General features: G+C 38.8%; 19 protein-coding genes. 11 read left to right on the forward strand and 8 right to left on the reverse strand.

What is annotated here, in order from left to right:
• Window positions 1–6 precede the first annotated feature (6 nt).
• Window positions 7–1,014, reverse strand: a complete 1,008-nt coding sequence (dusB, locus tag B0O44_RS06440; RefSeq protein ID WP_110828317.1) for a tRNA dihydrouridine synthase DusB — start codon at window positions 1,012–1,014, stop codon at window positions 7–9.
• A 158-nt stretch (window positions 1,015–1,172) separates the two neighbouring features.
• Here dusB and B0O44_RS06445 point away from each other — a divergent pair, with 158 nt between their 5' ends.
• Genes B0O44_RS06445 through B0O44_RS06455 form a run of 3 tightly spaced genes read left to right on the forward strand, consistent with a single transcriptional unit; the run spans window position 1,173 to window position 2,999 of the window.
• A complete protein-coding gene (locus tag B0O44_RS06445; RefSeq protein ID WP_245943610.1) occupies window positions 1,173–1,991 on the forward strand; it encodes a CPBP family intramembrane glutamic endopeptidase in 819 nt (272 codons plus the stop codon).
• Window positions 1,972–2,178 carry a putative signal transducing protein gene (locus tag B0O44_RS06450; protein WP_110828322.1) on the forward strand — a complete coding sequence of 69 codons (207 nt, stop codon included), beginning with the start codon at window positions 1,972–1,974 and terminating at the stop codon, window positions 2,176–2,178. The genes B0O44_RS06445 and B0O44_RS06450 overlap by 20 nt, the downstream gene beginning before the upstream one ends.
• Before the next feature lie 11 nt (window positions 2,179–2,189).
• Window positions 2,190–2,999, forward strand: coding sequence for a phosphatidate cytidylyltransferase (locus tag B0O44_RS06455; protein ID WP_110828325.1), 810 nt, complete (start codon window positions 2,190–2,192; stop codon window positions 2,997–2,999).
• A gap of 2 nt (window positions 3,000–3,001) precedes the next feature.
• On the opposite strand, the gene B0O44_RS06460 is transcribed toward B0O44_RS06455, so the two are convergent.
• Together B0O44_RS06460 and mfd are read right to left on the reverse strand one after the other, a co-directional pair.
• On the reverse strand, window positions 3,002–3,217 hold the full coding sequence (locus B0O44_RS06460; protein WP_110828327.1) for a DUF3820 family protein: 216 nt from the start codon (window positions 3,215–3,217) through the stop codon (window positions 3,002–3,004).
• 8 nt (window positions 3,218–3,225) lie between these two features.
• Window positions 3,226–6,567, reverse strand: coding sequence for a transcription-repair coupling factor (mfd, locus tag B0O44_RS06465; RefSeq protein WP_110828329.1), 3,342 nt, complete (start codon window positions 6,565–6,567; stop codon window positions 3,226–3,228).
• Window positions 6,568–6,640: 73 nt separating this feature from the next.
• Between mfd and B0O44_RS06470 the strand changes: the two genes are divergently transcribed.
• The 5 genes from B0O44_RS06470 (at window position 6,641) to B0O44_RS06490 (ending at window position 11,190) form a co-directional block, all read left to right on the forward strand.
• Window positions 6,641–6,946, forward strand: coding sequence for a DUF2752 domain-containing protein (locus B0O44_RS06470; RefSeq protein ID WP_110828332.1), 306 nt, complete (start codon window positions 6,641–6,643; stop codon window positions 6,944–6,946).
• Between the two features lie 12 nt (window positions 6,947–6,958).
• Complete coding sequence (locus B0O44_RS06475) at window positions 6,959–7,324, forward strand: TM2 domain-containing protein (RefSeq protein WP_245943611.1); 366 nt, start codon at window positions 6,959–6,961, stop codon at window positions 7,322–7,324.
• 92 nt (window positions 7,325–7,416) lie between these two features.
• On the forward strand, window positions 7,417–8,514 hold the full coding sequence (locus B0O44_RS06480) for a Nif3-like dinuclear metal center hexameric protein (protein WP_110828337.1): 1,098 nt from the start codon (window positions 7,417–7,419) through the stop codon (window positions 8,512–8,514).
• Between the two features lie 262 nt (window positions 8,515–8,776).
• A complete protein-coding gene (locus tag B0O44_RS06485) occupies window positions 8,777–9,523 on the forward strand; it encodes a zinc ribbon domain-containing protein (RefSeq protein WP_110828339.1) in 747 nt (248 codons plus the stop codon).
• 173 nt (window positions 9,524–9,696) lie between these two features.
• A complete protein-coding gene (locus tag B0O44_RS06490) occupies window positions 9,697–11,190 on the forward strand; it encodes a tetratricopeptide repeat protein (RefSeq protein WP_110828342.1) in 1,494 nt (497 codons plus the stop codon).
• A 10-nt stretch (window positions 11,191–11,200) separates the two neighbouring features.
• On the opposite strand, the gene B0O44_RS06495 is transcribed toward B0O44_RS06490, so the two are convergent.
• The 5 genes from B0O44_RS06495 to rsfS form a co-directional block, all read right to left on the reverse strand.
• On the reverse strand, window positions 11,201–12,025 hold the full coding sequence (locus B0O44_RS06495) for a hypothetical protein (RefSeq protein ID WP_146229778.1): 825 nt from the start codon (window positions 12,023–12,025) through the stop codon (window positions 11,201–11,203).
• A gap of 56 nt (window positions 12,026–12,081) precedes the next feature.
• Entirely contained in the window at window positions 12,082–13,164 is a 1,083-nt protein-coding gene (locus B0O44_RS06500; protein ID WP_110828346.1) for a 3-oxoacyl-ACP synthase III family protein, read from the reverse strand.
• 64 nt (window positions 13,165–13,228) lie between these two features.
• A complete protein-coding gene (locus B0O44_RS06505) occupies window positions 13,229–13,873 on the reverse strand; it encodes a LutC/YkgG family protein (protein ID WP_110828348.1) in 645 nt (214 codons plus the stop codon).
• Between the two features lie 54 nt (window positions 13,874–13,927).
• A complete protein-coding gene (gene ftsH / locus B0O44_RS06510; protein ID WP_110829169.1) occupies window positions 13,928–16,021 on the reverse strand; it encodes an ATP-dependent zinc metalloprotease FtsH in 2,094 nt (697 codons plus the stop codon).
• A 27-nt stretch (window positions 16,022–16,048) separates the two neighbouring features.
• Window positions 16,049–16,423, reverse strand: a complete 375-nt coding sequence (rsfS, locus tag B0O44_RS06515; protein WP_110828351.1) for a ribosome silencing factor — start codon at window positions 16,421–16,423, stop codon at window positions 16,049–16,051.
• Window positions 16,424–16,467: 44 nt separating this feature from the next.
• Between rsfS and B0O44_RS06520 the strand changes: the two genes are divergently transcribed.
• The 3 genes from B0O44_RS06520 (at window position 16,468) to B0O44_RS06530 (ending at window position 19,579) form a co-directional block, all read left to right on the forward strand.
• A complete protein-coding gene (locus tag B0O44_RS06520; RefSeq protein WP_110828353.1) occupies window positions 16,468–17,238 on the forward strand; it encodes a biotin--[acetyl-CoA-carboxylase] ligase in 771 nt (256 codons plus the stop codon).
• A gap of 94 nt (window positions 17,239–17,332) precedes the next feature.
• Window positions 17,333–17,782, forward strand: a complete 450-nt coding sequence (locus B0O44_RS06525) for a protein-disulfide reductase DsbD domain-containing protein (protein WP_110828355.1) — start codon at window positions 17,333–17,335, stop codon at window positions 17,780–17,782.
• Between the two features lie 96 nt (window positions 17,783–17,878).
• Window positions 17,879–19,579 carry a protein-disulfide reductase DsbD family protein gene (locus B0O44_RS06530; protein ID WP_110828357.1) on the forward strand — a complete coding sequence of 567 codons (1,701 nt, stop codon included), beginning with the start codon at window positions 17,879–17,881 and terminating at the stop codon, window positions 19,577–19,579.
• The last annotated feature ends 6 nt before the right edge of the window (window positions 19,580–19,585 follow it).

Raw genomic sequence — 19,585 nt, forward strand, 5'->3', positions numbered from 1 at the left:
CAAAAATCAAGCCATTTCGTTTGTAGATTCAATAGATTGATATTTGTCTGCCACTTCGTCAAGTATATTGTGAATAGTGTCGATATTTTCTTCTTTGACCAATTGCATTCTATAGGGTTTAAAATCTGGTAAACCTTTAAAATAATTGGCATAATGACGCCTCATTTCAAAAATACCCACCCTCGGGCCTTTCCATTCAATTGATTTTTCAAAATGGGTCCGGCAAACGGTTACTCTTTCTTCTACACTTGGCCCGGCCAGGATTTTTCCTGTGTTGAAAAAATGTCTGATCTCTCTGAAAATCCATGGATAACCAATAGCCGCACGACCAATCATAATGCCATCAACTTCATACTCAAGCCGCCAGTCTGCTGCTTTTTGAATACTATCGACATCTCCGTTTCCAAAAATTGGAATTTTAATTCTGGGGTTTCTTTTGATTTCCCTGATCAGTGACCAGTCTGCCTCGCCTTTATAGAGCTGGGCCCGGGTACGCCCATGAATGGTGAGTGCCTGTATGCCTATATCCTGTAAACGTTCTGCAACTTCTTCAACATTTTTAGTATGATCATCCCAGCCCAGACGTGTTTTTACTGTGACAGGTAAATGAGTGGCTTTTACAACGGCTTCTGTCATTTTCACCATTTTATCGATGTCTTGTAACAGACTGGCCCCGGCTCCTCTGCAGGCAACATTTTTTACAGGACAGCCATAGTTTATGTCCATAAGGTCAGGCTTGGCCATGGTTGCAATTTCGGTGGCTTCTCTCATATGGTCTATTTCACTGCCGAAAATCTGGATACCAATTGGGCGTTCATATTCAAATATGTCCAGCTTAGCCCTGCTCTTGGCTGCATCGCGGATCAGCCCTTCGGACGAAATAAACTCCGTATACATCATATCTACCCCACTTTGTTTACACACAAATCGAAAAGGTGGGTCACTTACATCTTCCATCGGTGCAAGCAGTAATGGGAATTCTCCCAAATCTATATTTCCTATCTTTACAGACATTTTTCTATCTTCAACGCAAAATTTAAGGTACAAAGGTACAAATAATACAAATAATGATTTTTCGGCCAATTGTAAAACCTGAAAATAGTCCTTATCTACAGTTACTTATGCTGGCAGCTTATGCTCTGGCAGGGCTTATTGTGTGTTCAATCCTAGGCGTGTTGATTATTATAGCTGGCTATGGTCTTGATGGATTGAGTAATAATGCTTTGTCCGGCCAGGATCTGAAATACTTAAACGGATTAAAAATTTTTCAAATATTAAGTTCTATTGGGTTATTTCTGTTGCCGCCAATTGCGTTGGCCTGGGAGCAAACCGGCGCCCTTAAATCTTTTTATGGGTTTAGAAAACCTAAAATAGGCTTCCTGTTCCTTGTTTTTTTGATTATGGTCTGTGCAATGCCTTTTATGGAATGGACAGCATTAACAAATCAGAAAATGGCATTTCCAGGCTTTTTAAAATCTATAGAAGAATGGATGAGAACAAAGGAGGATGAAGCGATGAAGATGACGATCTTGTTGCTAAAGGTTAACTCTGTCTGGTCTTTTCTTTTAAATCTTCTGATGATTGCCCTGCTTCCTGCCGTTTCTGAAGAATTGATGTTCAGGGGTGGAGTTCAAAGAAGCTTTAGCCGGATGTTCAACAATCACCATATTGCCATTTGGGCTTCGGCTTTTATATTCAGTGCAATTCATATGCAATTTTTTGGTTTTGTTCCCAGATTGTTACTGGGGGCTGTTTTTGGATATTTATACTATTGGAGCGGGAGCCTATGGTATGCTATGCTTGGACACTTTTTGAATAATGCTTATGCAGTTTGTGCAGCCTGGTATTTGCAGTCCAAAAATATTCCTTTAACGGATGCAGATGATACCTTTCATTTCGCCTGGTACGGATATGCCCTAAGCTTTATAGTCGCTATTTTTTTATTAAAATATTTTAAAACTAAGACCAGCAATGAACAGCAACTGGATTAAAGTATACACCACAGAAAATGCCATTACGGCAGAAATTATTAAGCAAGGGTTACTGGAAAGTGAAATACCTGCTGTTGTTTTAAACAAACAGGATTCTTCCTATGGAACTTTTGGGGTATTAAATGTAATGGTTTCTCCGGAGCATTTTGATCTGGCTATTGCTTATATTCTGGAAAACGAACTATAAAAAATAAACAGATGAAAACAAGGGCAATAACCGCATTCTTTTTTACCATAGTAATGTTAGGATCAATATTTTTAGGACCCTATACATTTACTTCTTTTTATTTACTTTTAAGTCTTATGGCGCTGGCTGAATTTTACAAACTTGTTAAAGAAGCCGGAGTTAAAATACAACGAAATGTTGGATTACTGATCAATGCCATCCTTTTTTTAAGTTGGTCGGCCTCTATTTTTTTTAAGCTGGAGGGCAAATATTTTTTATTGCTTATCCCCTTGCTGTTTTCCATTTTTATCCTGGAATTGTACCAAAAGGGGAAAGAACCATTTACAAATATTGCCTTTACATTTGTAGGTTTTGTGTATGTGACCGTTCCTTTTTGCTTTTTTTATGCGCTGGGTTTTGTTTTTAATGGAAACGCTTATAATTTTCATTTGCCACTGTCCTTTTTGCTGATGTTGTGGGCGAGCGATACCGGAGCCTATTTGTTTGGAAGAAAGTTGGGGAAACATAAGCTCTTCGAAAGGCATTCTCCTAAAAAGTCCTGGGAAGGATTTTTTGGCGGTGTGTTTACAAGCATTTTGGTGGCTTGTGCAATCTCTTTTTTCTTTAATGAGCTAAGAGTTCAGGTTTGGGTGGGAATGGCTGTCCTGGTCGTTTGTTTTGGCACGCTGGGCGATTTGGTAGAGTCGATGCTGAAAAGAAGTCTGAATGTAAAGGATTCGGGTAATATTCTTCCCGGGCATGGCGGAATCCTGGATCGTTTCGATGGATTATTAATTGCGGCCCCCGTTGTATTTACATACCTATACCTTGTGCTAAATTAGTTTTAATGCCCTGATCGCAGAGGTTTTAACAGATATTCCAGCCCGTTGAGCTTAATTTCATATAGGGTTCCTAAAAGCATTCCCAGTTTCCCTGGGGGATAACCTTCTTTTTGGAACCAAATCAGGTAAGATTCCGGAAGATCAGAAAGAATTCGGCCTTTGTATTTTCCAAAAGGCATTTGCATAGTCACCAGGTCTTTTAACAATTGAGGGTCCATTTTTATAATTATTGTGCAACCATTTCCAACATTTCTACAGCCTCATCGACAGTGTTTAAGTTTTCAAAAGCGATTCGGAGCGAATCTTTAACTTCTTTTAAATTACATAATCTTGGATGCATTTGTGCAAAGTGTAATATTTTGTTAAAAGTTGTTGAATCAAAAAAAGCAGACTTCTTGTCAGAGATAAAATAACCCCTTACAACACCCTTTTTAAAACTGAGTTTTTCAAAACCAAGTCTTTTGGCCACCCATTGTAAACGAAGGACGTTCAACATTGTTTTTACCGCTTTAGGCACAGGACCGAAGCGGTCCTTAAGGGACAATTCGAAAGCTTTGATCTGTGCTTCGTTGTCTATTTTAGAGAGCTCTGTATACAGGTTGTAGCGTTCGGTAATATTGGTGACGTAATCATCGGGTATGTACAACTCGAGATCCGTATCAATCTGGGTGAAATGGACAAAAGGGCGTACAGGTTCATCTTTAAAAAGGTCTTTGAATTCATCCTCTTTTAGTTCTTGTATGGCTTCATCCAAAATTTTATGATACATATCAAAACCTATTTCTGCAATAAAACCGCTTTGCTCTGCCCCCAAAAGGTTCCCACTTCCACGAATGTCCAAATCTCTCATAGCAATATTAAAGCCGCTTCCAAGGTCTGAAAACTCTTCTATCGCGCTCAGACGTTTTCTGGCTTCTGATGTTAAAGTAGACAAAGGTGGACTTAGCAAGTAACAAAAGGCTTTTTTATTGGAACGGCCTACCCTCCCCCTCATTTGATGAAGATCACTCAAACCAAACATATGGGCGTGATTGATGATAATCGTATTGGCGTTAGGAATATCCAAACCGGCTTCGATAATTGTGGTTGCAATCAAAACATCCTTTTCTCCATTGATGAAATCAAGCATTACGTCTTCCAGGGCGTCTCCGTCAAGCTGGCCATGCGCAATGCCCACCCTGGCCTTGGGCACTAAGGTTTGTATTAAACCCCCAAGTTGCATTAAGTCTTTTACCCGGTTATGGATAAAGAAAACCTGTCCACCCCTGTCCAGTTCAAATTGTACCGCTTCCTGTATCAGCTTATCATTAAATACGTGAAGTTCAGTATTTACGGCTTGTCTGTTTGGCGGTGGGGTGTTGATAATGGAAAGGTCCCTTGCCCCCATTAATGAAAAGTGCAATGTTCTTGGAATGGGGGTTGCCGTTAGGGTTAAAGTATCTACATTTACCCTCAGTGCCCTTAGTTTTTCCTTGGAAGTTACACCAAATTTCTGTTCTTCATCAATGATCATAATGCCCAGATCCTTAAATTTAACATCTTTACTGAGCAGACGGTGTGTTCCGATAACAATATCTACTTTACCCTCAGCCAAAAGGGACAGGGTTTCTTTAATCTGTTTATTGGTCTTAAAACGGTTGATATAATCTACGGTACAAGGGAATTCTTTCAGTCGCTGTGAAAAAGTTTTGAAATGTTGGGTTGCAAGAATGGTGGTTGGAACCAATACGGCGGCTTGCTTCCCATTCGCTACGGCCTTAAAAGCTGCCCGGACAGCAATTTCAGTTTTTCCGAAACCCACATCTCCACAAACCAGTCTGTCCATCGGATGCGGAGCTTCCATATCTTTTTTAACGTCCAGGGTTGCTTTTTCCTGATCAGGGGTATCCTCATAAATGAAAGAAGCTTCCAGTTCTGTTTCTAAATAACCATCCGGTGAAAAAGCAGTCCCAACCTGTGCTTTTCTCAGGGCATACAATTTAATCAAGTCCCGGGCAATGTCTTTAACTTTTTTTTTAGTGGTTTTTTTTAGCTTATCCCAAGCTTCGGTTCCAAGCTTATTCATTTTAGGCGCTGTTGCGTCCTTGCCACTATATTTTGCAATCCGGTTTAGGGAATTAATGTTTACATACAAAAGATCATTGTCTGCATAGACCAAACGAATCATTTCCTGGGTTTTTCCGTTTACTTCAACCTTTTCCAGTCCAGCATATTTTCCTATACCATGGTCTATATGAGTAACAAAATCACCCGGTTTTAGGTCCCGCAGTTCTTTAAGGGTAATGGCCTGGCTTCGCTGATAACCCCTCTTTAGTTTATATTTATAGAAACGATCAAAAATCTGGTGGTCGGTGTAAAAAGCAAGATGCTGCGATTCATCAACAAAACCTTCCCTTAAAGGAATATTTACAGGACTAAATTTGGCCGTTTTATCAATATCATCAAGAATGGCATAAAGTCTTTCCGTTTGTTTAGCGGAAGAACTGAAAATGAAATTATGTATCCCTTTCTTTTCATTTTCCTTTAAATTATGAATCAAAAGATTGAAATCCTTATTGAAGGAAGGCTGAGGCCTGGTTTCGAAAGAAAATACATCGCTTGGCTGATAAAAAAACTGTTTGCCGAATTCCGCCAGACAGAAATCCTGGAGGGTGTCCGCCAGCATTTTCTCATCAGTAAAGCCAAATTTAGGGTCTATCCACTCCGGATTTTGTTCTTTATCTTTTAAAGGAAGTGCTTTCCAGAGCTCTACGGCTTTTTTATAACCAGACCTAACAATATCAAGGGTAAATTCGACGTCTTTAAACCAGAGCTGCGTATCTTTTTCAATATAGTCAAGTAAATTGATGTTGTTTTCTGTAAGATATTTGGACTGTACGTTTGGTATAATCGTAAAGCTTTTTACGTCTTCAACAGAGAGCTGACTTTCGATCTCAAATGTTCGGATCTGTTCAACAATATCTCCAAAAAACTCAATCCGGTAAGGAAGATCATGAGAAAAAGAGAAAATATCTACAATACCTCCCCGAATTGAAAACTGTCCGGGTTCATAAACAAAATCGGTACGCTCAAAATCGTAATCGATTAAAAACTCATTGATAAAATCAATGCCAAGTTTTGTGTTTACTCCAATTTCAAGCGTATTTTTTTCCAATACCGAACGATCTATCACCTTCTCAGCGAGGGCTTCAGGATAAGTAACCACAATTTTTCCATATTCAGAATTGTGATTAAGCTCATTGAGTACCTCCGCTCGTCCCAATACATTAGCCGTGTCGATTTGAGTAAAATCAAAGGCTTTCCTAAAAGAAGAAGGAAAAAGCAAAATTTCTTTATCCAGGATATTTTCCAGGTCAGAAAGAAAATAAGCAGCTTCTTCCCGGTCTGGCAGAATAAAGAGTAAGGGTTTGTGCAATAAAAAATACGTAGCGGCTGCAACTGTTGCATCGGCAGATCCAACCAAACCTTTAAGTTGAATTTTACTACCTTTAGGGCCATTAAGAGCCTTTGCCAGTGCCACAATACGCTCATCTGTTTTATATCTGTTGATCAGGTCGCGGATGTTCACAATACAAAGGTAAGATTTATGAACAGCTATAATGTAACAAAAAATGTATAAATCGCTCTAAATTAAAAGAAAGATGAAGATGCTCCGGCAAATACCTGTAGAATTGATCATCTGGACCACCGCCTTGATCCTGCTGGCTCTGGACGAGCCGCAGAAAAGCCATGTACAGAACCATTTTACATTCTGTCCCCTGGCGAATCTTGGAGTAAGTTGGTGTCCGGGTTGTGGATTAGGAAGATCAATTACAAATTTATTGCACGGAAATATTAAAGAAAGCATAGAACAACACTGGTTTGGTATACCAGCCCTATTGATCCTTTTATACAGGATATGGGTGTTGATAAGACAGAGAATCGGATTAAAAAAGGGGTTAATTTAAAGAAATAAGGAGATGATTATGTTTGATTCACCATTTATGATGCTGCCGGGCATCACACCACAGGAGTATTCTTATTTACAGTCTGCAACCACCGGCTTTACAGAGTTGCAACTGAAAAGATTTTTAATGATTTACAGTAGTAAAAGGAGAAATCCTGACGATATGGTTTTGTATTGTATTCTGGGATTTTTCGTTCCAGGTCTTCCCAGATTTCTTCTGAATCAAATCGGTATGGGAATTTTGTATTTCTTTACGTACGGTCTTTGTGGAATAGGTACCATTATAGATTTGGTCAACCATAAGAACCTTGCTTTTGAATACAATCAAAGAATGGTTTTTGAAAGCCTTCAAATGATAAAAATGGGAACGATTTTGTAATAAGACTTTTAAATAAAAAAAGCTGTAGCCCTTGCTGCAGCTTTTTTTATTTAAAAGGGATTATACCTTTTGAAAATTGTAAATTTACAGGAATGAAACTATCGATTTTAACCAGATTTCTGGAGAATTATGCCCCGCTTAATTATCAGGAAGATTATGACAATTCCGGGCTGATCGTTGGAGAAGCGGATCAAGAAATTCATTCGGCACTTGTGGCGCTCGACTGTACAGAAGAGATCATTGACGAGGCCATAGTACACAATTGTAATTTGATCATTACGCATCATCCCATTGTATTTAAAGGGCTTAAAAAGCTCACAGGAAAAACATACATAGAAAGGGTGGTCATTAAAGCCATTAAACATAATATTGCACTTTATGCGATTCATACAAATCTGGACCACGTTCATAATGGGGTAAGCGGGGAAATTTGTAAGCGGTTGCAATTGAAAAACCCAAGGATCTTAAAGCCAAAAACGCATTTATTGAAAAAACTTGTAACTTTTTGTCCGGTGGCTCAGGCGATGCAGGTCAGAGAAGCCTTGTTTAATGCAGGGGCGGGCCAAATTTCCAATTATAGTGAGTGCAGTTTTAATACAGAAGGCTATGGTACTTTTAATGGAAATGAACAAAGCAATGCTTTTGTAGGGGAAAAAGGAACCCAGCATCAGGAGCAGGAAATCCGCATAGAGACCATATTCCGGTCACAGGACGAAAGGAAGGTCCTGGTTGCTTTACTGGAGAACCATCCTTATGAAGAGGTCGCTTACGATATTTATGCCCTGGAGAATAAACTGGAAAATGTTGGAGCAGGCATGGTTGGCTGGCTCGAGAATGGAATGGAGGCTACTGAATTTTTAAGCTATCTAAAGGAACGAATGAATGTGCAGGTCATCAGGTATACCAGGCCGGGACTGAAAAAAATCAGGAGGGTTGCGGTTTGCGGAGGATCAGGAAGTTTTTTACTTGGCGATGCCATTGCTGCAAATGCAGATGTATTTATTACGGGAGATTTTAAATACCATGAGTTCTTTGATGCAGATAAAAAACTAATGATTGCAGATATTGGACATTTTGAAAGTGAGCAGTTTACTTCGAACCTGCTAACAGGAATTATACGGGAACAATTTCCGGAATTTTCTGTGCGCTTAACAGAACACAATACCAATCCTGTCCATTATTTTTTTTAGTATTAGGCCTATTTTAGTCTATAAGATGTTCTATTTTAGCTTCTTTAAGAAAGAACCACAAATCGCAGATTAATAGTAATTTGTATACACGAAAGCAAAAATAATGCTTATCTTTGCAAGCTTTAACTAAGGCCCAAGATAGGTCGGTCTTTTCTTGTAGAACATGGACTAGCCTGGTTTTAAGTCTTTAGTGATGGCTGAAAAGCATTTAAAGAGCTGATAATTAGTTAAATATAATTATACCCATAAATTATTTCATTTAATGGAACAAACTGTAGAGCAGAAGCTAAAAGCTTTATACGAATTACAAACCCTTCATACAAAAATTGATAAAATTCGCCAGATCCGCGGAGAATTACCAATGGAAGTAGCTGATTTAGAAGACGAGGTGGCAGGTCTTGAAACTCGAATTCAAAAGTTCAAAGCTGAATTGGATGATACAGAAGATGCTATTGTTACTCGTAAAAATATGATTAAAGAGGCTCAGAACCTCATCAAAAAATACGAGACACAGTTAAAAGACGTTAAAAATAACCGTGAATACGACGCCCTTACCAAGGAAGTTGAAATTCAGTCACTGGAAATCCAGGTTTGTGAGAAAAAAATAAGAGAACACGGATTTGAAATCACCCAGAAAACAGAGGTTTATGAAAAGGCTTTAGCCGATCTTGATTCCAGAAAAAAAGATCTGGAAATCAAAAAAAGTGAATTGGAGACAATCACTTCAGAAACTGAAAAAGAAGAACAGGCATTGACAAAAAAATCTGAGAAAGCAGAAACGCAGATTGAAGAACGGCTGTTAATTGCTTATAAAAGATTAAGAGGAAATGCGAACAACGGTCTGGCTGTTGTTACCATTGACCGGGATTCTTGTTCGGGATGTTTTAATCAAATTCCACCTCAACGTCAGCTGGATATCCGTCAACGTAAAAAAATTATAGTTTGTGAACATTGTGGAAGAATCCTGGTGGATGAAGCGCTAACGCACGAATTGGAAGAGCAGATATAAGCGATTTCTTGAAAATAATCTAAAAAGCCGGAATATCTCCGGCTTTTTTTATGTCTTTAAAGAAGCTGGATTCTTTGGAAATTTAAAAATTTTTGGAAAAAAGTGTTTAAATTGAAACATATAGAGCAATACAGACGTTAGTTGTTTTTATTTATACTTTATTCCATTTGTCTATGCCTGTAAAAGGATTTCCCGGGTATCTGTTTGTTTTCCTGGTCCTGATTTTACCCTTAAAGGGATTCTCCAATTTTGATTTCAATACCAATTGTCAAAAAGCCTACAAAAGTATTTTTGAATTGCGGTTAAATGCGGCAAGACAGCTTATTGCATCTGAAAAAGAAGTCCATCCTGAGAATTCAATTGTTCCACTGCTTGAAAATTATGTAGATTATTTTTATCTGATCACCACAGAAAATAAGGCTGATTTTGACAAATTCAAAGAGCGAAAATCTGAAAGACTGGATCGGATTGAGGATGATAAGGATAGAAATTCACCTTACTATTTGTATGCTCAGGCGGAAGTTAACCTGCAATGGGCCTTGTTAAGAGGGAAATACGGAGAGTATTTTACAGCGGCAAGAGAAATAAAAAGAGCGAATTCCCTGTTGAATGATAATAGTAAAAAGTTTCCAGGCTTCCATTTGAATTTAAAAGGGCTAGGTTTGATCAATGCATTTCTGGGAAATTTACCAGATGGGCTGCTGAAAAGCACTTTATCTACTTTTGGGATTAAAGGAAATTTGCAAACAGGAATTGCTATGCTGGATAAACTTGCAGAGAGTTTGCCTAAATCTACTTTTGAACCTTTCTATGAAGAAGTTGTTTTTTATTATGCTTATGTTTTAATTGATATTGCGCATAGTCCTTCCGCTTACAGTAAAACAATGAAATTCACAGCAAGGATTGAAGATACCAGTTTATTGAAGTCTTATTTACAGGCCTATGTTTGTGCCAAGAGCGGGCATAATGATGAGGCCATAAGTATTTTGTCCCAACGGCCCTCCGGAGGGACTTATCAGGCTTTTCCTTATCTCGACCTTTTAATGGGGACAGCCAAGCTAAATAAACTTGATTATTCTGCAGGGACTTATTTTAATCGTTTTCTAGCCTTAAACAAAGGCGTCAATTACATCAAAGATGCAAACCTTCACTTAGCGTGGGTTGCCTTATTAAAAGGCGACACAGGCGCTTATTCTGCCTTTTTAGCAAAAGTTAAAAACAGTGGCTATACCTATATTGAAAAAGATAAGCAAGCTTTAAATGAAGCTGCCGCACCCGGGCCAATGATAGAACTCTTAAAAGCCAGGCTTCTGTTTGACGGCGGGTATTTTGCAAAAGCGAGCGAGGTTCTTTCCACACTTAAAACAGACAACATGGTGGCCAAAAATAAAACAGAGTTTTATTACAGGAGAGGAAGGGTAAATGATGAGCTCGGAAAAGATGAGGATGCGCTTTCAGACTACCAGGAAGCCATTAATAATGGAAAAAACCTTAAATACTATTTTGCTGCCAATGCAGCGCTGCAAATGGGGAAAATTTATGAAAAGAATAAGAATGTTTCAAAAGCGAAAGCCAGCTATAATACGGCTATTGCTATGAAAGACCACGAATACGAAAGTAGCATTGAATCTCAGGCAAAAGCAGGGTTAAAAAGGCTTAACAAATAAGAGAACTAAGTTATTTTGATTTCGGCTGGTTTATTGCCGCGTCAGCAGCAGAAACAGCTAATATTGCAAGACCATAACCGAAGCCTTCAGAAGCTTTACCATAGCCAGTTTTTTCTTTTAGATAAAAAACATTCCCAGGATTGTTTCCCAGTGAAGTAATTGTTGTTGGGTTAACTCCTGTTTTAATCAAGTCTGAAAGATAAAAATCCTGTTGAAGCCAGAAAGACTTAGGTGTATTGTCCTTAACAGTATAGAAAGTCAGAAAGCTTTTAAAAGACATAGGGCTGTTACCAGCGTCAAATTGGGCTTTTTTTGCCCATATACCAGTTGCTACCTGGGAGACATCCAACAATGTTTTACTAAACAGACTATCCGGAATATCTTTATAATTTATAATAGCAAGTTTTAAAGTAGATTTAGTTATACGGGACTTTGGAGGGATAAAGCTAATCTCTTTAGGAATATCTATAGATGCATTTAGAGAAGAATTAGAGGAGCTGTAATCTTTTGACCATTTTATAGTAGAGCTTGAAATTTGGCCGCTAATATTAGCGGTTTCACCCATATAACTGGTGGCCTTGTCCCCATTGATTAAAGCCGACTGTTGCCAGTTCAGATATAGCGGTTCGTTTAATTTATTGTAAACATCCAAACTAATCTGGGCATCTTTACCATAAAAATTATAAACAACAGTGAGGGAGTCATTTTCAAATATAAAGCGGCCTGTTGATTCTTCTTTCTTAGTGTTAGAGCTTGAAAGCGTATTAACATAATATCTAGCGCAGGAAGAAAGCATCGCCATGGAGGTGATTAACAAGAAGAATAATCTTTTCATTTGATTTAATTTTAAAAGAAAATTAAACATTTTTAGGATAAAAAAGAAAAATTCTACTAAAATTTGTAAACAAATGCATTAATATGCATTCCCGCACCCACGGAAGCAAATACAGCGTGATCACCCTTATTGATCTGATACCCATCAACTTTTCCTTTTCTGACCAGGTCCAGTAAGGTAGGAATTGTCGCGACAGAACTATTTCCAAGCCAGGAAATCGTCATGGGTACGAGGTTCTCTGGAACTTTTTCCCGATTGTATAACTTAAAAAGACGTTTCATAATGGCATTATCCATTTTACCGTTGGCCTGGTGGATGAATACAATTTTAATGTCTTCCAGTTCAATTCCTGCTTTATCTATAGCGATTTTAACTACTGAAGGAACATTGGTCACCGCAAATTCGTAAAGTTTCCTTCCGTTCATTTTGAGGTAAGAATTGTCATTACATTCGGTGGGGTTATGGCTCCTGCCCATAACCAGCAATGGGGCGTAATCAACAGCGTAAGTTTGGGTTTTATGCGTAAGTAGACCAATTCGTTCTTCAGCTTCACGAGCTTCATAAACGGCAGCCGCGGCACCATCAGAAAAGATCATACTGTCCCGGTCATGCGGGTCAATAATTCTGGAAAGTGTTTCTGCTCCAATGACCAGGACTTTTTTTGCATCTCCACTTTTAATCAGATAATTCGCCTGAATAGAACCCTGTACCCAGCCGGGACACCCGAAAATAAGGTCATAAGCCACACAATCCGGATTTTTTATATCCAGCATTTGTTTGACTTTAGCGGCAAGGGCCGGCAAAATATCCATTCGGTTACTGTGAAGTTTAATGTCCCCGAAATTATGACAGAAGATAATATGATCCAGGCTTTCTTTATCTATGGATGCGTCATCAATGGCCCTCTGGGCTGCAATGGCAGCAATATCGCTACTGACCTGATTCGGATTTGCATACCTACGCTCGTTTATTTCGGTTATTTCAGAAAATTTGGAGATAATTTCTGCGTTTCCTTTATCCAGGATAAGGCCGTTCTCATAGAAAGTCGATTCCAGAAAGGAATCTCCTGAAACAATATGCTCAGGAATAAAACTCCCTGTGCCTGTAATTACAGAATAAACGCGCTTGCTATTGTCCATTTCGTACCGTATACTGTTTGGGTATACAGTATAAAAATAGTATTAATTAATTAAAATACAAACATTAATTGAAATCATCAATTAAAAAAACAAATAATTCTTTAGGCCCGTGTGCGCCAAGGACTAATGTTTTTTCAATATCGGCAGTCCGGCTCGGCCCTGTTATCGTGGAGATCATAGAGGGAATCTGGCTTCCATATTTATTTTTTAGGAGTGCGAATGCATCCTTAAGGTCTCTCACCAACTGACCTGTTCTGGCGATTACAATGTGGTGATGCGGAAATATGCTGAGCCGTCTTCCTGCCGCGCTCTGATTAGAGACCATTACAGAGCCGTTTCTGGCAATTAAAGCCTCACATAAAGTGATACCGACCTCGGCCATTTCAAAATCCTTATCCGTTTTGTAAAATGGGAACTCATATTGACTGAGTAAATCCTGAAGTTCGGGTTCCCAGCAATAGATTTTTCGCCATTTAAACCGGTCTGCGAGGTCAAGAATGTTTTCTATGAATTCTATCCCATTTTCACAGAAAATAAAATTGCCGGAAACTGCAGTAAGTTGCTCGGCAAATTGAACTTCAAGAAGTTCATCATCTTTTTTATATAACGGAGTTTCTTCTAAATTAGGATAAGGATTATCTCTTTTTTCAAGGAGGGCTTTCCTGATTTTCTTTAGCATTAACTCTTTTGAAGAAATGTTTTCTTGCATGGGAGTTTTGATTTGCTGCCCTCCGGTGGGGAGGACAGCTTACCATATTTTTTTCTAATTTTCTTCAGTTTTTGCTGCGTTTACAGGTGCAGAAGGATCTGTGGTTTCACCAACACCATCATGCACCAGACCTTTCGCTGCAGGGCTCTGGTCGCCCGTTCCATTTACGAATTCATCATAGGTTGTACGATTGTCAAAAGGACGTTTTCCTAAAATTTCTTCCAAATCTGCCTGAAACAAAATTTCCTTTTCAAGAAGTTTCTGGGCAAGTTTCTCAAGGCCTTCTCTTTTTTCCGTTAACAGCTGTTTAGTTCTTTCATACACTCCTGCAATCAGAATTCTGACCTCGTGATCAATAATTTCAGCTGTTTTTTCAGAATAAGGTTTGTTAAAATTATACTCTGTTTGAGGGTCATGAAAAGATACATTTCCCACGTTGGCATTCATACCATATATAGTGACCATAGCGTAGGAAAGCTTTGTAATTCTTTCCAGGTCATTTTGAGCGCCGGTAGAAATTTTTCCGAAAACGATGTCTTCGGCAACCCTTCCTCCCATGGTCATGCACATCCCATCTGTCAGTTGCTCGGTGGTATATAAAAACTGCTCTTTAGGTAAATATTGTGCATAACCTAAGGCGGCGATACCTCTTGGAACAATAGATACTTTCACCAAAGGATCAGCATGTTCAAGAAACCACCCTGCAATGGCATGGCCAGCTTCATGATAGGCTACAATTTTCTTTTCCTCTGGGGAAATGATTTTGTTTTTCTTTTCAAGACCTCCGATAACACGGTCAATTGCGTCTTGAAAATCCTGCATGTCAACCTTTGTTTTATTGCGTCTGGCGGCAATTAATGCAGCTTCATTACAAACATTTGCAATTTCAGCACCAGCGAAACCAGGGGTTTGAGCAGAAAGTTTTTTAGCATCAACTTCTTCAGCAGTTTTAATTGGTTTTAAATGGACTTTGAAAATTTGTTCTCTGCCTACTAAATCCGGTTTATCGATAGAGATTTGTCTATCAAACCTTCCTGGCCTTAATAAGGCCGAATCCAATACATCCGGACGGTTGGTCGCAGCAAGAATAATAATTCCGGAATCTGTACCGAAACCATCCATCTCCACCAGCAATTGATTTAACGTGTTTTCTCGCTCATCATTTCCGCCCATCATGCTGTTTTTCCCCCTTGCACGACCTATAGCATCCACCTCGTCAATAAAAATAATGCATGGAGCTTTGTCTTTAGCTTGTTTAAAAAGGTCCCGGACGCGGGAAGCGCCCACACCAACAAACATTTCTACGAAATCAGAACCAGACAAAGAGAAAAAAGGTACTTGTGCTTCACCAGCAACAGCTTTCGCCAGGAGGGTTTTTCCTGTACCTGGAGAGCCAACCAGCAGAGCCCCTTTAGGGATCTTTCCACCAAGATTTGAATATTTTTTCGGATTTTTTAAGAAATCAACAATTTCCATGACTTCCTGCTTGGCTTCCTCCAAGCCGGCAACATCATTAAAAGTTACATTAACCTGGCTTTCCTTGTCAAACAAGGTCGCTTTGGATTTGCCAATGTTGAAAATTTGACCACCGCCACCGCCAGCACCACCGCCCATTCTGCGCATGATAAAAATCCAGAAACCGATAAATAACAGTACAGGAATGATCACCGTAAAGAACCAGGAATTGAAGGTGCTTTGTCTGGTTTCTTTAACGGCAAGGATACGAAGATTTTCAGGAATGTCTTTTTGAGATTCCTTTAGTTGGGCATCCAGGCCATCCATAGAGCCTGCTGTAAAATACACGGTAGGACCATCAGCGGCACCAAAATTGCTTTTGGTTCTGTACTGCTCATATTTACTTTCTTTTATGCGGTCTTTTTTGATGAAAACATCAGCCCTCACCAGGTCTTCGTATTTATAGGCAACAATTTTTTCAACATCTCCAGGTTTGAGCATCTGACTTTCAAAAGTTTGATAAGGAACAGGCTTACTCGTGTCTGCGTTGAAAAGGAACTGAAGTAGGATCAGTCCAAGTATTATAGCGGCATAAACCCAGAAGATATTAAATTTAGAACCTTTTTGAGGTTTTTTAGGAATATTTGGTATCCTTTTAATCAACTTGGGTTTTGTATTTTCTTTCTCTTTCATCATTGATTCAAAATGTTATAATTTAAATTAAGCGCTTTGATAAGAAGTAGATTGCGCATCGCCCCACAAATCTTCAATACCGTAAAAGTCCCGCTTCTCGGTTTTAAATATATGAACAACAATGTCAAAGTAGTCTAGAATAATCCATTCTGCATTTTCCAGGCCTTCTTTACGCCAGGGATCTGTTTGGGTTTTTTTGTAAATTTCTTCCTCTACGCTGTCGGCAATTGCTTTGACCTGGGTAGCTGAATCTGCATTACATATAATAAAATAATCTGAAACCGAACTGTTGAGGTTTCTTAAATCAAGTCGTACAATATCATTTCCTTTTTTTTCCTGTATACCATGTACAGCTAATTCAGATAGGTATGTAGAAAGGTTTCCTATTTTCTTTTTTACCATTAAAATGTTTTAGTTTTGATAAACAACAAATATAAAATCAACACTTGCAAAATAACACTTTTTCAACATTATTTGTTGGTCAAAATCTTATCAAATTATCAGAGGTTGATTCTACCAATAACTTTTTAAAAGGATTGGTGTCAAATTCCGAGCCATTACCAGAAGGTACTGTAATTATGGCAGATAATCAATTTGCAGGAAGAGGCCAGCAGCAAAACTCCTGGGTGGCGGAACCCGGGAAAAACCTGACTTTTAGCTTGTATTTTAAGCCTACTTTCTTAAATATCCAGCAGCAGTTTTTATTTAATATGGCGATTAGCAATGGCTTAGCGGAAGCTTTGACCACGATTTTAGGAGCCGGGGTAAAAATAAAATGGCCAAATGACATTTATTACAATGACCAAAAGCTCGTCGGGATTCTGATTGAAAACCTGATTTCAGGACATACCTATAAATCCAGCATTGTTGGCATCGGGATTAATGTAAATCAGCAGAAATTTGATCCTGCGCTAAAAAACCGGGCGACTTCTATTTGGCAAATTTTACAAAAAGATGTTAGTTTGATGGGCTTATTAAGCGAAATTTGCAATCATATCGAAGCGGATTACCTCAGATTGAAAGCAGATCGTTACATTTATCTGCAGAAAGCTTATCTGGAGAAATTGTACCGATTTGGAGCGCTTCATAATTACAGACATAATGGCGAAATTTTTGAAGGCAGAATTGTAAATGTAAAGGAAAATGGAGCGATTGTTCTGGAGATTGGGGAAACAGAAAAAGACTTTTTGTTTAAAGAAGTGGAGTTTATAATTTGACCTTGTTTCGAACGTTTGTAATGGTAACACCTCGTTTGAGGTATAAAGACAATAAATTAACAACAACTAATAAATAGAAACCAATTATTTTCTAATGAAAAGAATAACATTAATTTTTGCATTCGTTTTATGTGTTGTCCTTGGGGCATCTGCACAGATTGAGAACCCGGTGACCTGGTCTTACGGACAAAAAAAAATCAGTAAAACTGAAGCGATCGTTTTTTTAAAAGCAACCATTGAAGACGGCTGGCACATTTACTCTCAAAATGTAAAACCAGGCGGGCCGATAAAAACGACAATTACTTTTAGTCCTTCCAAAGACTATACTAAAGTTGGAGCGACTTCGGAGCCAAAACCAATGACCAAATTTGAAAAAACGTTTGATATGAACGTAAGTTATTTTGAAAAACAGGTTATATTCCAGCAAAAAGTAAAGCTGAACAAAGCAAATACCACAGTTAAGGGAAAAATAGAGTTTATGGTTTGTAACGACAGTAAATGTTTACCCCCGTCTGATGTCGATTTCAGTGTTCAAGTTAAATAATAAACAGTTATTAATGGAATTAAAGGAGCGCGGCGATCATAAGCAGGCGCTCTTTTTATTTAATAATCATTAAATTCACGGCCTTATAAAAGAACGATGAGAAGGATAATACTAATTTTAAGTGTAGTGTTTTCGCTAAGTATAGTGAATGCCCATAATAGCTTTGCTTCTGGTCAGACACAAGACACAAGTATAAATGCTGAAGGCATTGAATTCACGGAAATTGGCTCAGCAGCAGATAGTTCGGCGAATAATTTAAAAAAGGATACCGTTAAAAAGGACACGGTTAAAAAAGAAGATGTATCTAAAGTAAAGGGGCCGGAAAAAAAAGGACAAGCTACAGATCAGCAAAAAACATTATGGCAAACTTTTATTGAAGGCCTTGCGGGCGGATTTATTGCCTTTCTGATGCCCTGTATTTTTCCAATGGTTCCGCTTACAGTAAGTTATTTTACAAAAAGAGCCGGGAGCAGGCGAAAAGGTATTGGTCAGGCGGTAATATACGGGGCTTCAATCATTGTCATTTATGTTGCTTTTGGTTTGCTGATTACCCTGTTGTTTGGTTCTGCCAAGTTAAATGAACTCAGTAGCAGTGGCTGGTTTAATTTTGCATTTTTTATTTTACTATTAGTTTTTGCCATATCCTTTTTTGGGGCCTTCGAAATTACCCTGCCGAGTTCCTTTGTCAATAAAATAGATCAGAAAGCAGATTCTGGAACAGGATTGGGTGGGATTTTCTTTATGGCCGCTTCCCTTGCGCTGGTTTCTTTTTCTTGTACCGGGCCTATTATTGGAACCTTACTTGTTCAGGCCAGCTCCAAAGGCGAAATCCTGGCGCCAGCAGTAGGAATGTTTGGCTTTGCCCTTGCACTAGCCCTGCCGTTTACTTTATCTGCAGCTTTCCCCGGCTTTTTAAACAGTATGCCTAAATCCGGAGGGTGGCTGAACAGCGTGAAGGTTTGTCTGGGCTTCCTTGAACTTGCTCTGGCACTTAAATTTCTTTCAGCTGCAGACCTGGTGTGGCACTGGGAATGGTTCGACCGGGAGATATTTCTGGTCCTTTGGATTGTTATTTTTGTTTTAATGGGACTATATATCCTGGGTAAAATCAAATTTTCTCATGACAGCGATGTTCCCTATGTGTCAGTGCCACGCTTGTTCTTTGCCATTATTTCCCTTTCTTTTGCAATGTACCTTGTCCCCGGTCTTTGGGGGGCACCCGTTAATATTTTGAGCGGAATTGCCCCGCCATTAAATACACAGGATTTTATTCTGGGAGGAAACGCTGGTGCTTCTGAAAAAGGAGGGACTGATTTTCCTGCCACGATAAAATATAACAACGTGCTTCATCCTCCCCACGGTTTTAATGCTTTTTTTGACCTGGAAGAGGGGCTTGCATATGCAAAAAAGGTGGGCAAGCCTGTTTTGCTTGATTTTACGGGGCATGCTTGTGTGAACTGCCGCAAAATGGAAGATAAAATTTGGATTGATCCGGAAGTGGGCAGGTTGATTAAAGAGGAATACGTACTGATCCAATTGTATGTTGATGAGCGTTCGGTAAAAATGCCGCAGGAAAAAGTACATTATTCTGAAGTTCTTAAAAGAAAGACAGAAGATCTGGGCCAATGGAACAGTGATTTTCAAGCCAGTCGGTATCAGGCCAACTCACAGCCTTTTTATGTCCTTGCCGGACAAGATCTGAACCCCTTGGTTAGCCCTCAGGGAGCAATTTTTAATGCAAAGGATTATGCAGCCTATTTACAAAGCGGGTTAGATAAATTTAAAGAGAAGAAATAAGTATTA

Origin of the sequence: Pedobacter nutrimenti (assembly GCF_003208655.1) — a bacterium.
In the GTDB taxonomy this organism is placed as follows: Bacteria; Bacteroidota; Bacteroidia; order Sphingobacteriales; family Sphingobacteriaceae; genus Pedobacter; species Pedobacter nutrimenti.

What these genes read in the sequence shown, in the direction of transcription:
- dusB (WP_110828317.1), bottom strand. Translation starts at nt 1,014, where the DNA reads ATGTCTGTAAAGATAGGAAATATAGATTTGGGAGAATTCCCATTACTG.
- B0O44_RS06450 (WP_110828322.1), top strand. Translation starts at nt 1,972, where the DNA reads ATGAACAGCAACTGGATTAAAGTATACACCACAGAAAATGCCATTACG.
- B0O44_RS06455 (WP_110828325.1), top strand. Translation starts at nt 2,190, where the DNA reads ATGAAAACAAGGGCAATAACCGCATTCTTTTTTACCATAGTAATGTTA.
- B0O44_RS06460 (WP_110828327.1), bottom strand. Translation starts at nt 3,217, where the DNA reads ATGGACCCTCAATTGTTAAAAGACCTGGTGACTATGCAAATGCCTTTT.
- B0O44_RS06470 (WP_110828332.1), top strand. Translation starts at nt 6,641, where the DNA reads ATGAAGATGCTCCGGCAAATACCTGTAGAATTGATCATCTGGACCACC.
- B0O44_RS06475 (WP_245943611.1), top strand. Translation starts at nt 6,959, where the DNA reads ATGATTATGTTTGATTCACCATTTATGATGCTGCCGGGCATCACACCA.
- B0O44_RS06480 (WP_110828337.1), top strand. Translation starts at nt 7,417, where the DNA reads ATGAAACTATCGATTTTAACCAGATTTCTGGAGAATTATGCCCCGCTT.
- B0O44_RS06485 (WP_110828339.1), top strand. Translation starts at nt 8,777, where the DNA reads ATGGAACAAACTGTAGAGCAGAAGCTAAAAGCTTTATACGAATTACAA.
- B0O44_RS06490 (WP_110828342.1), top strand. Translation starts at nt 9,697, where the DNA reads ATGCCTGTAAAAGGATTTCCCGGGTATCTGTTTGTTTTCCTGGTCCTG.
- B0O44_RS06495 (WP_146229778.1), bottom strand. Translation starts at nt 12,025, where the DNA reads ATGAAAAGATTATTCTTCTTGTTAATCACCTCCATGGCGATGCTTTCT.
- B0O44_RS06500 (WP_110828346.1), bottom strand. Translation starts at nt 13,164, where the DNA reads ATGGACAATAGCAAGCGCGTTTATTCTGTAATTACAGGCACAGGGAGT.
- B0O44_RS06505 (WP_110828348.1), bottom strand. Translation starts at nt 13,873, where the DNA reads ATGCAAGAAAACATTTCTTCAAAAGAGTTAATGCTAAAGAAAATCAGG.
- ftsH (WP_110829169.1), bottom strand. Translation starts at nt 16,021, where the DNA reads ATGAAAGAGAAAGAAAATACAAAACCCAAGTTGATTAAAAGGATACCA.
- rsfS (WP_110828351.1), bottom strand. Translation starts at nt 16,423, where the DNA reads ATGGTAAAAAAGAAAATAGGAAACCTTTCTACATACCTATCTGAATTA.
- B0O44_RS06525 (WP_110828355.1), top strand. Translation starts at nt 17,333, where the DNA reads ATGAAAAGAATAACATTAATTTTTGCATTCGTTTTATGTGTTGTCCTT.
- B0O44_RS06530 (WP_110828357.1), top strand. Translation starts at nt 17,879, where the DNA reads ATGAGAAGGATAATACTAATTTTAAGTGTAGTGTTTTCGCTAAGTATA.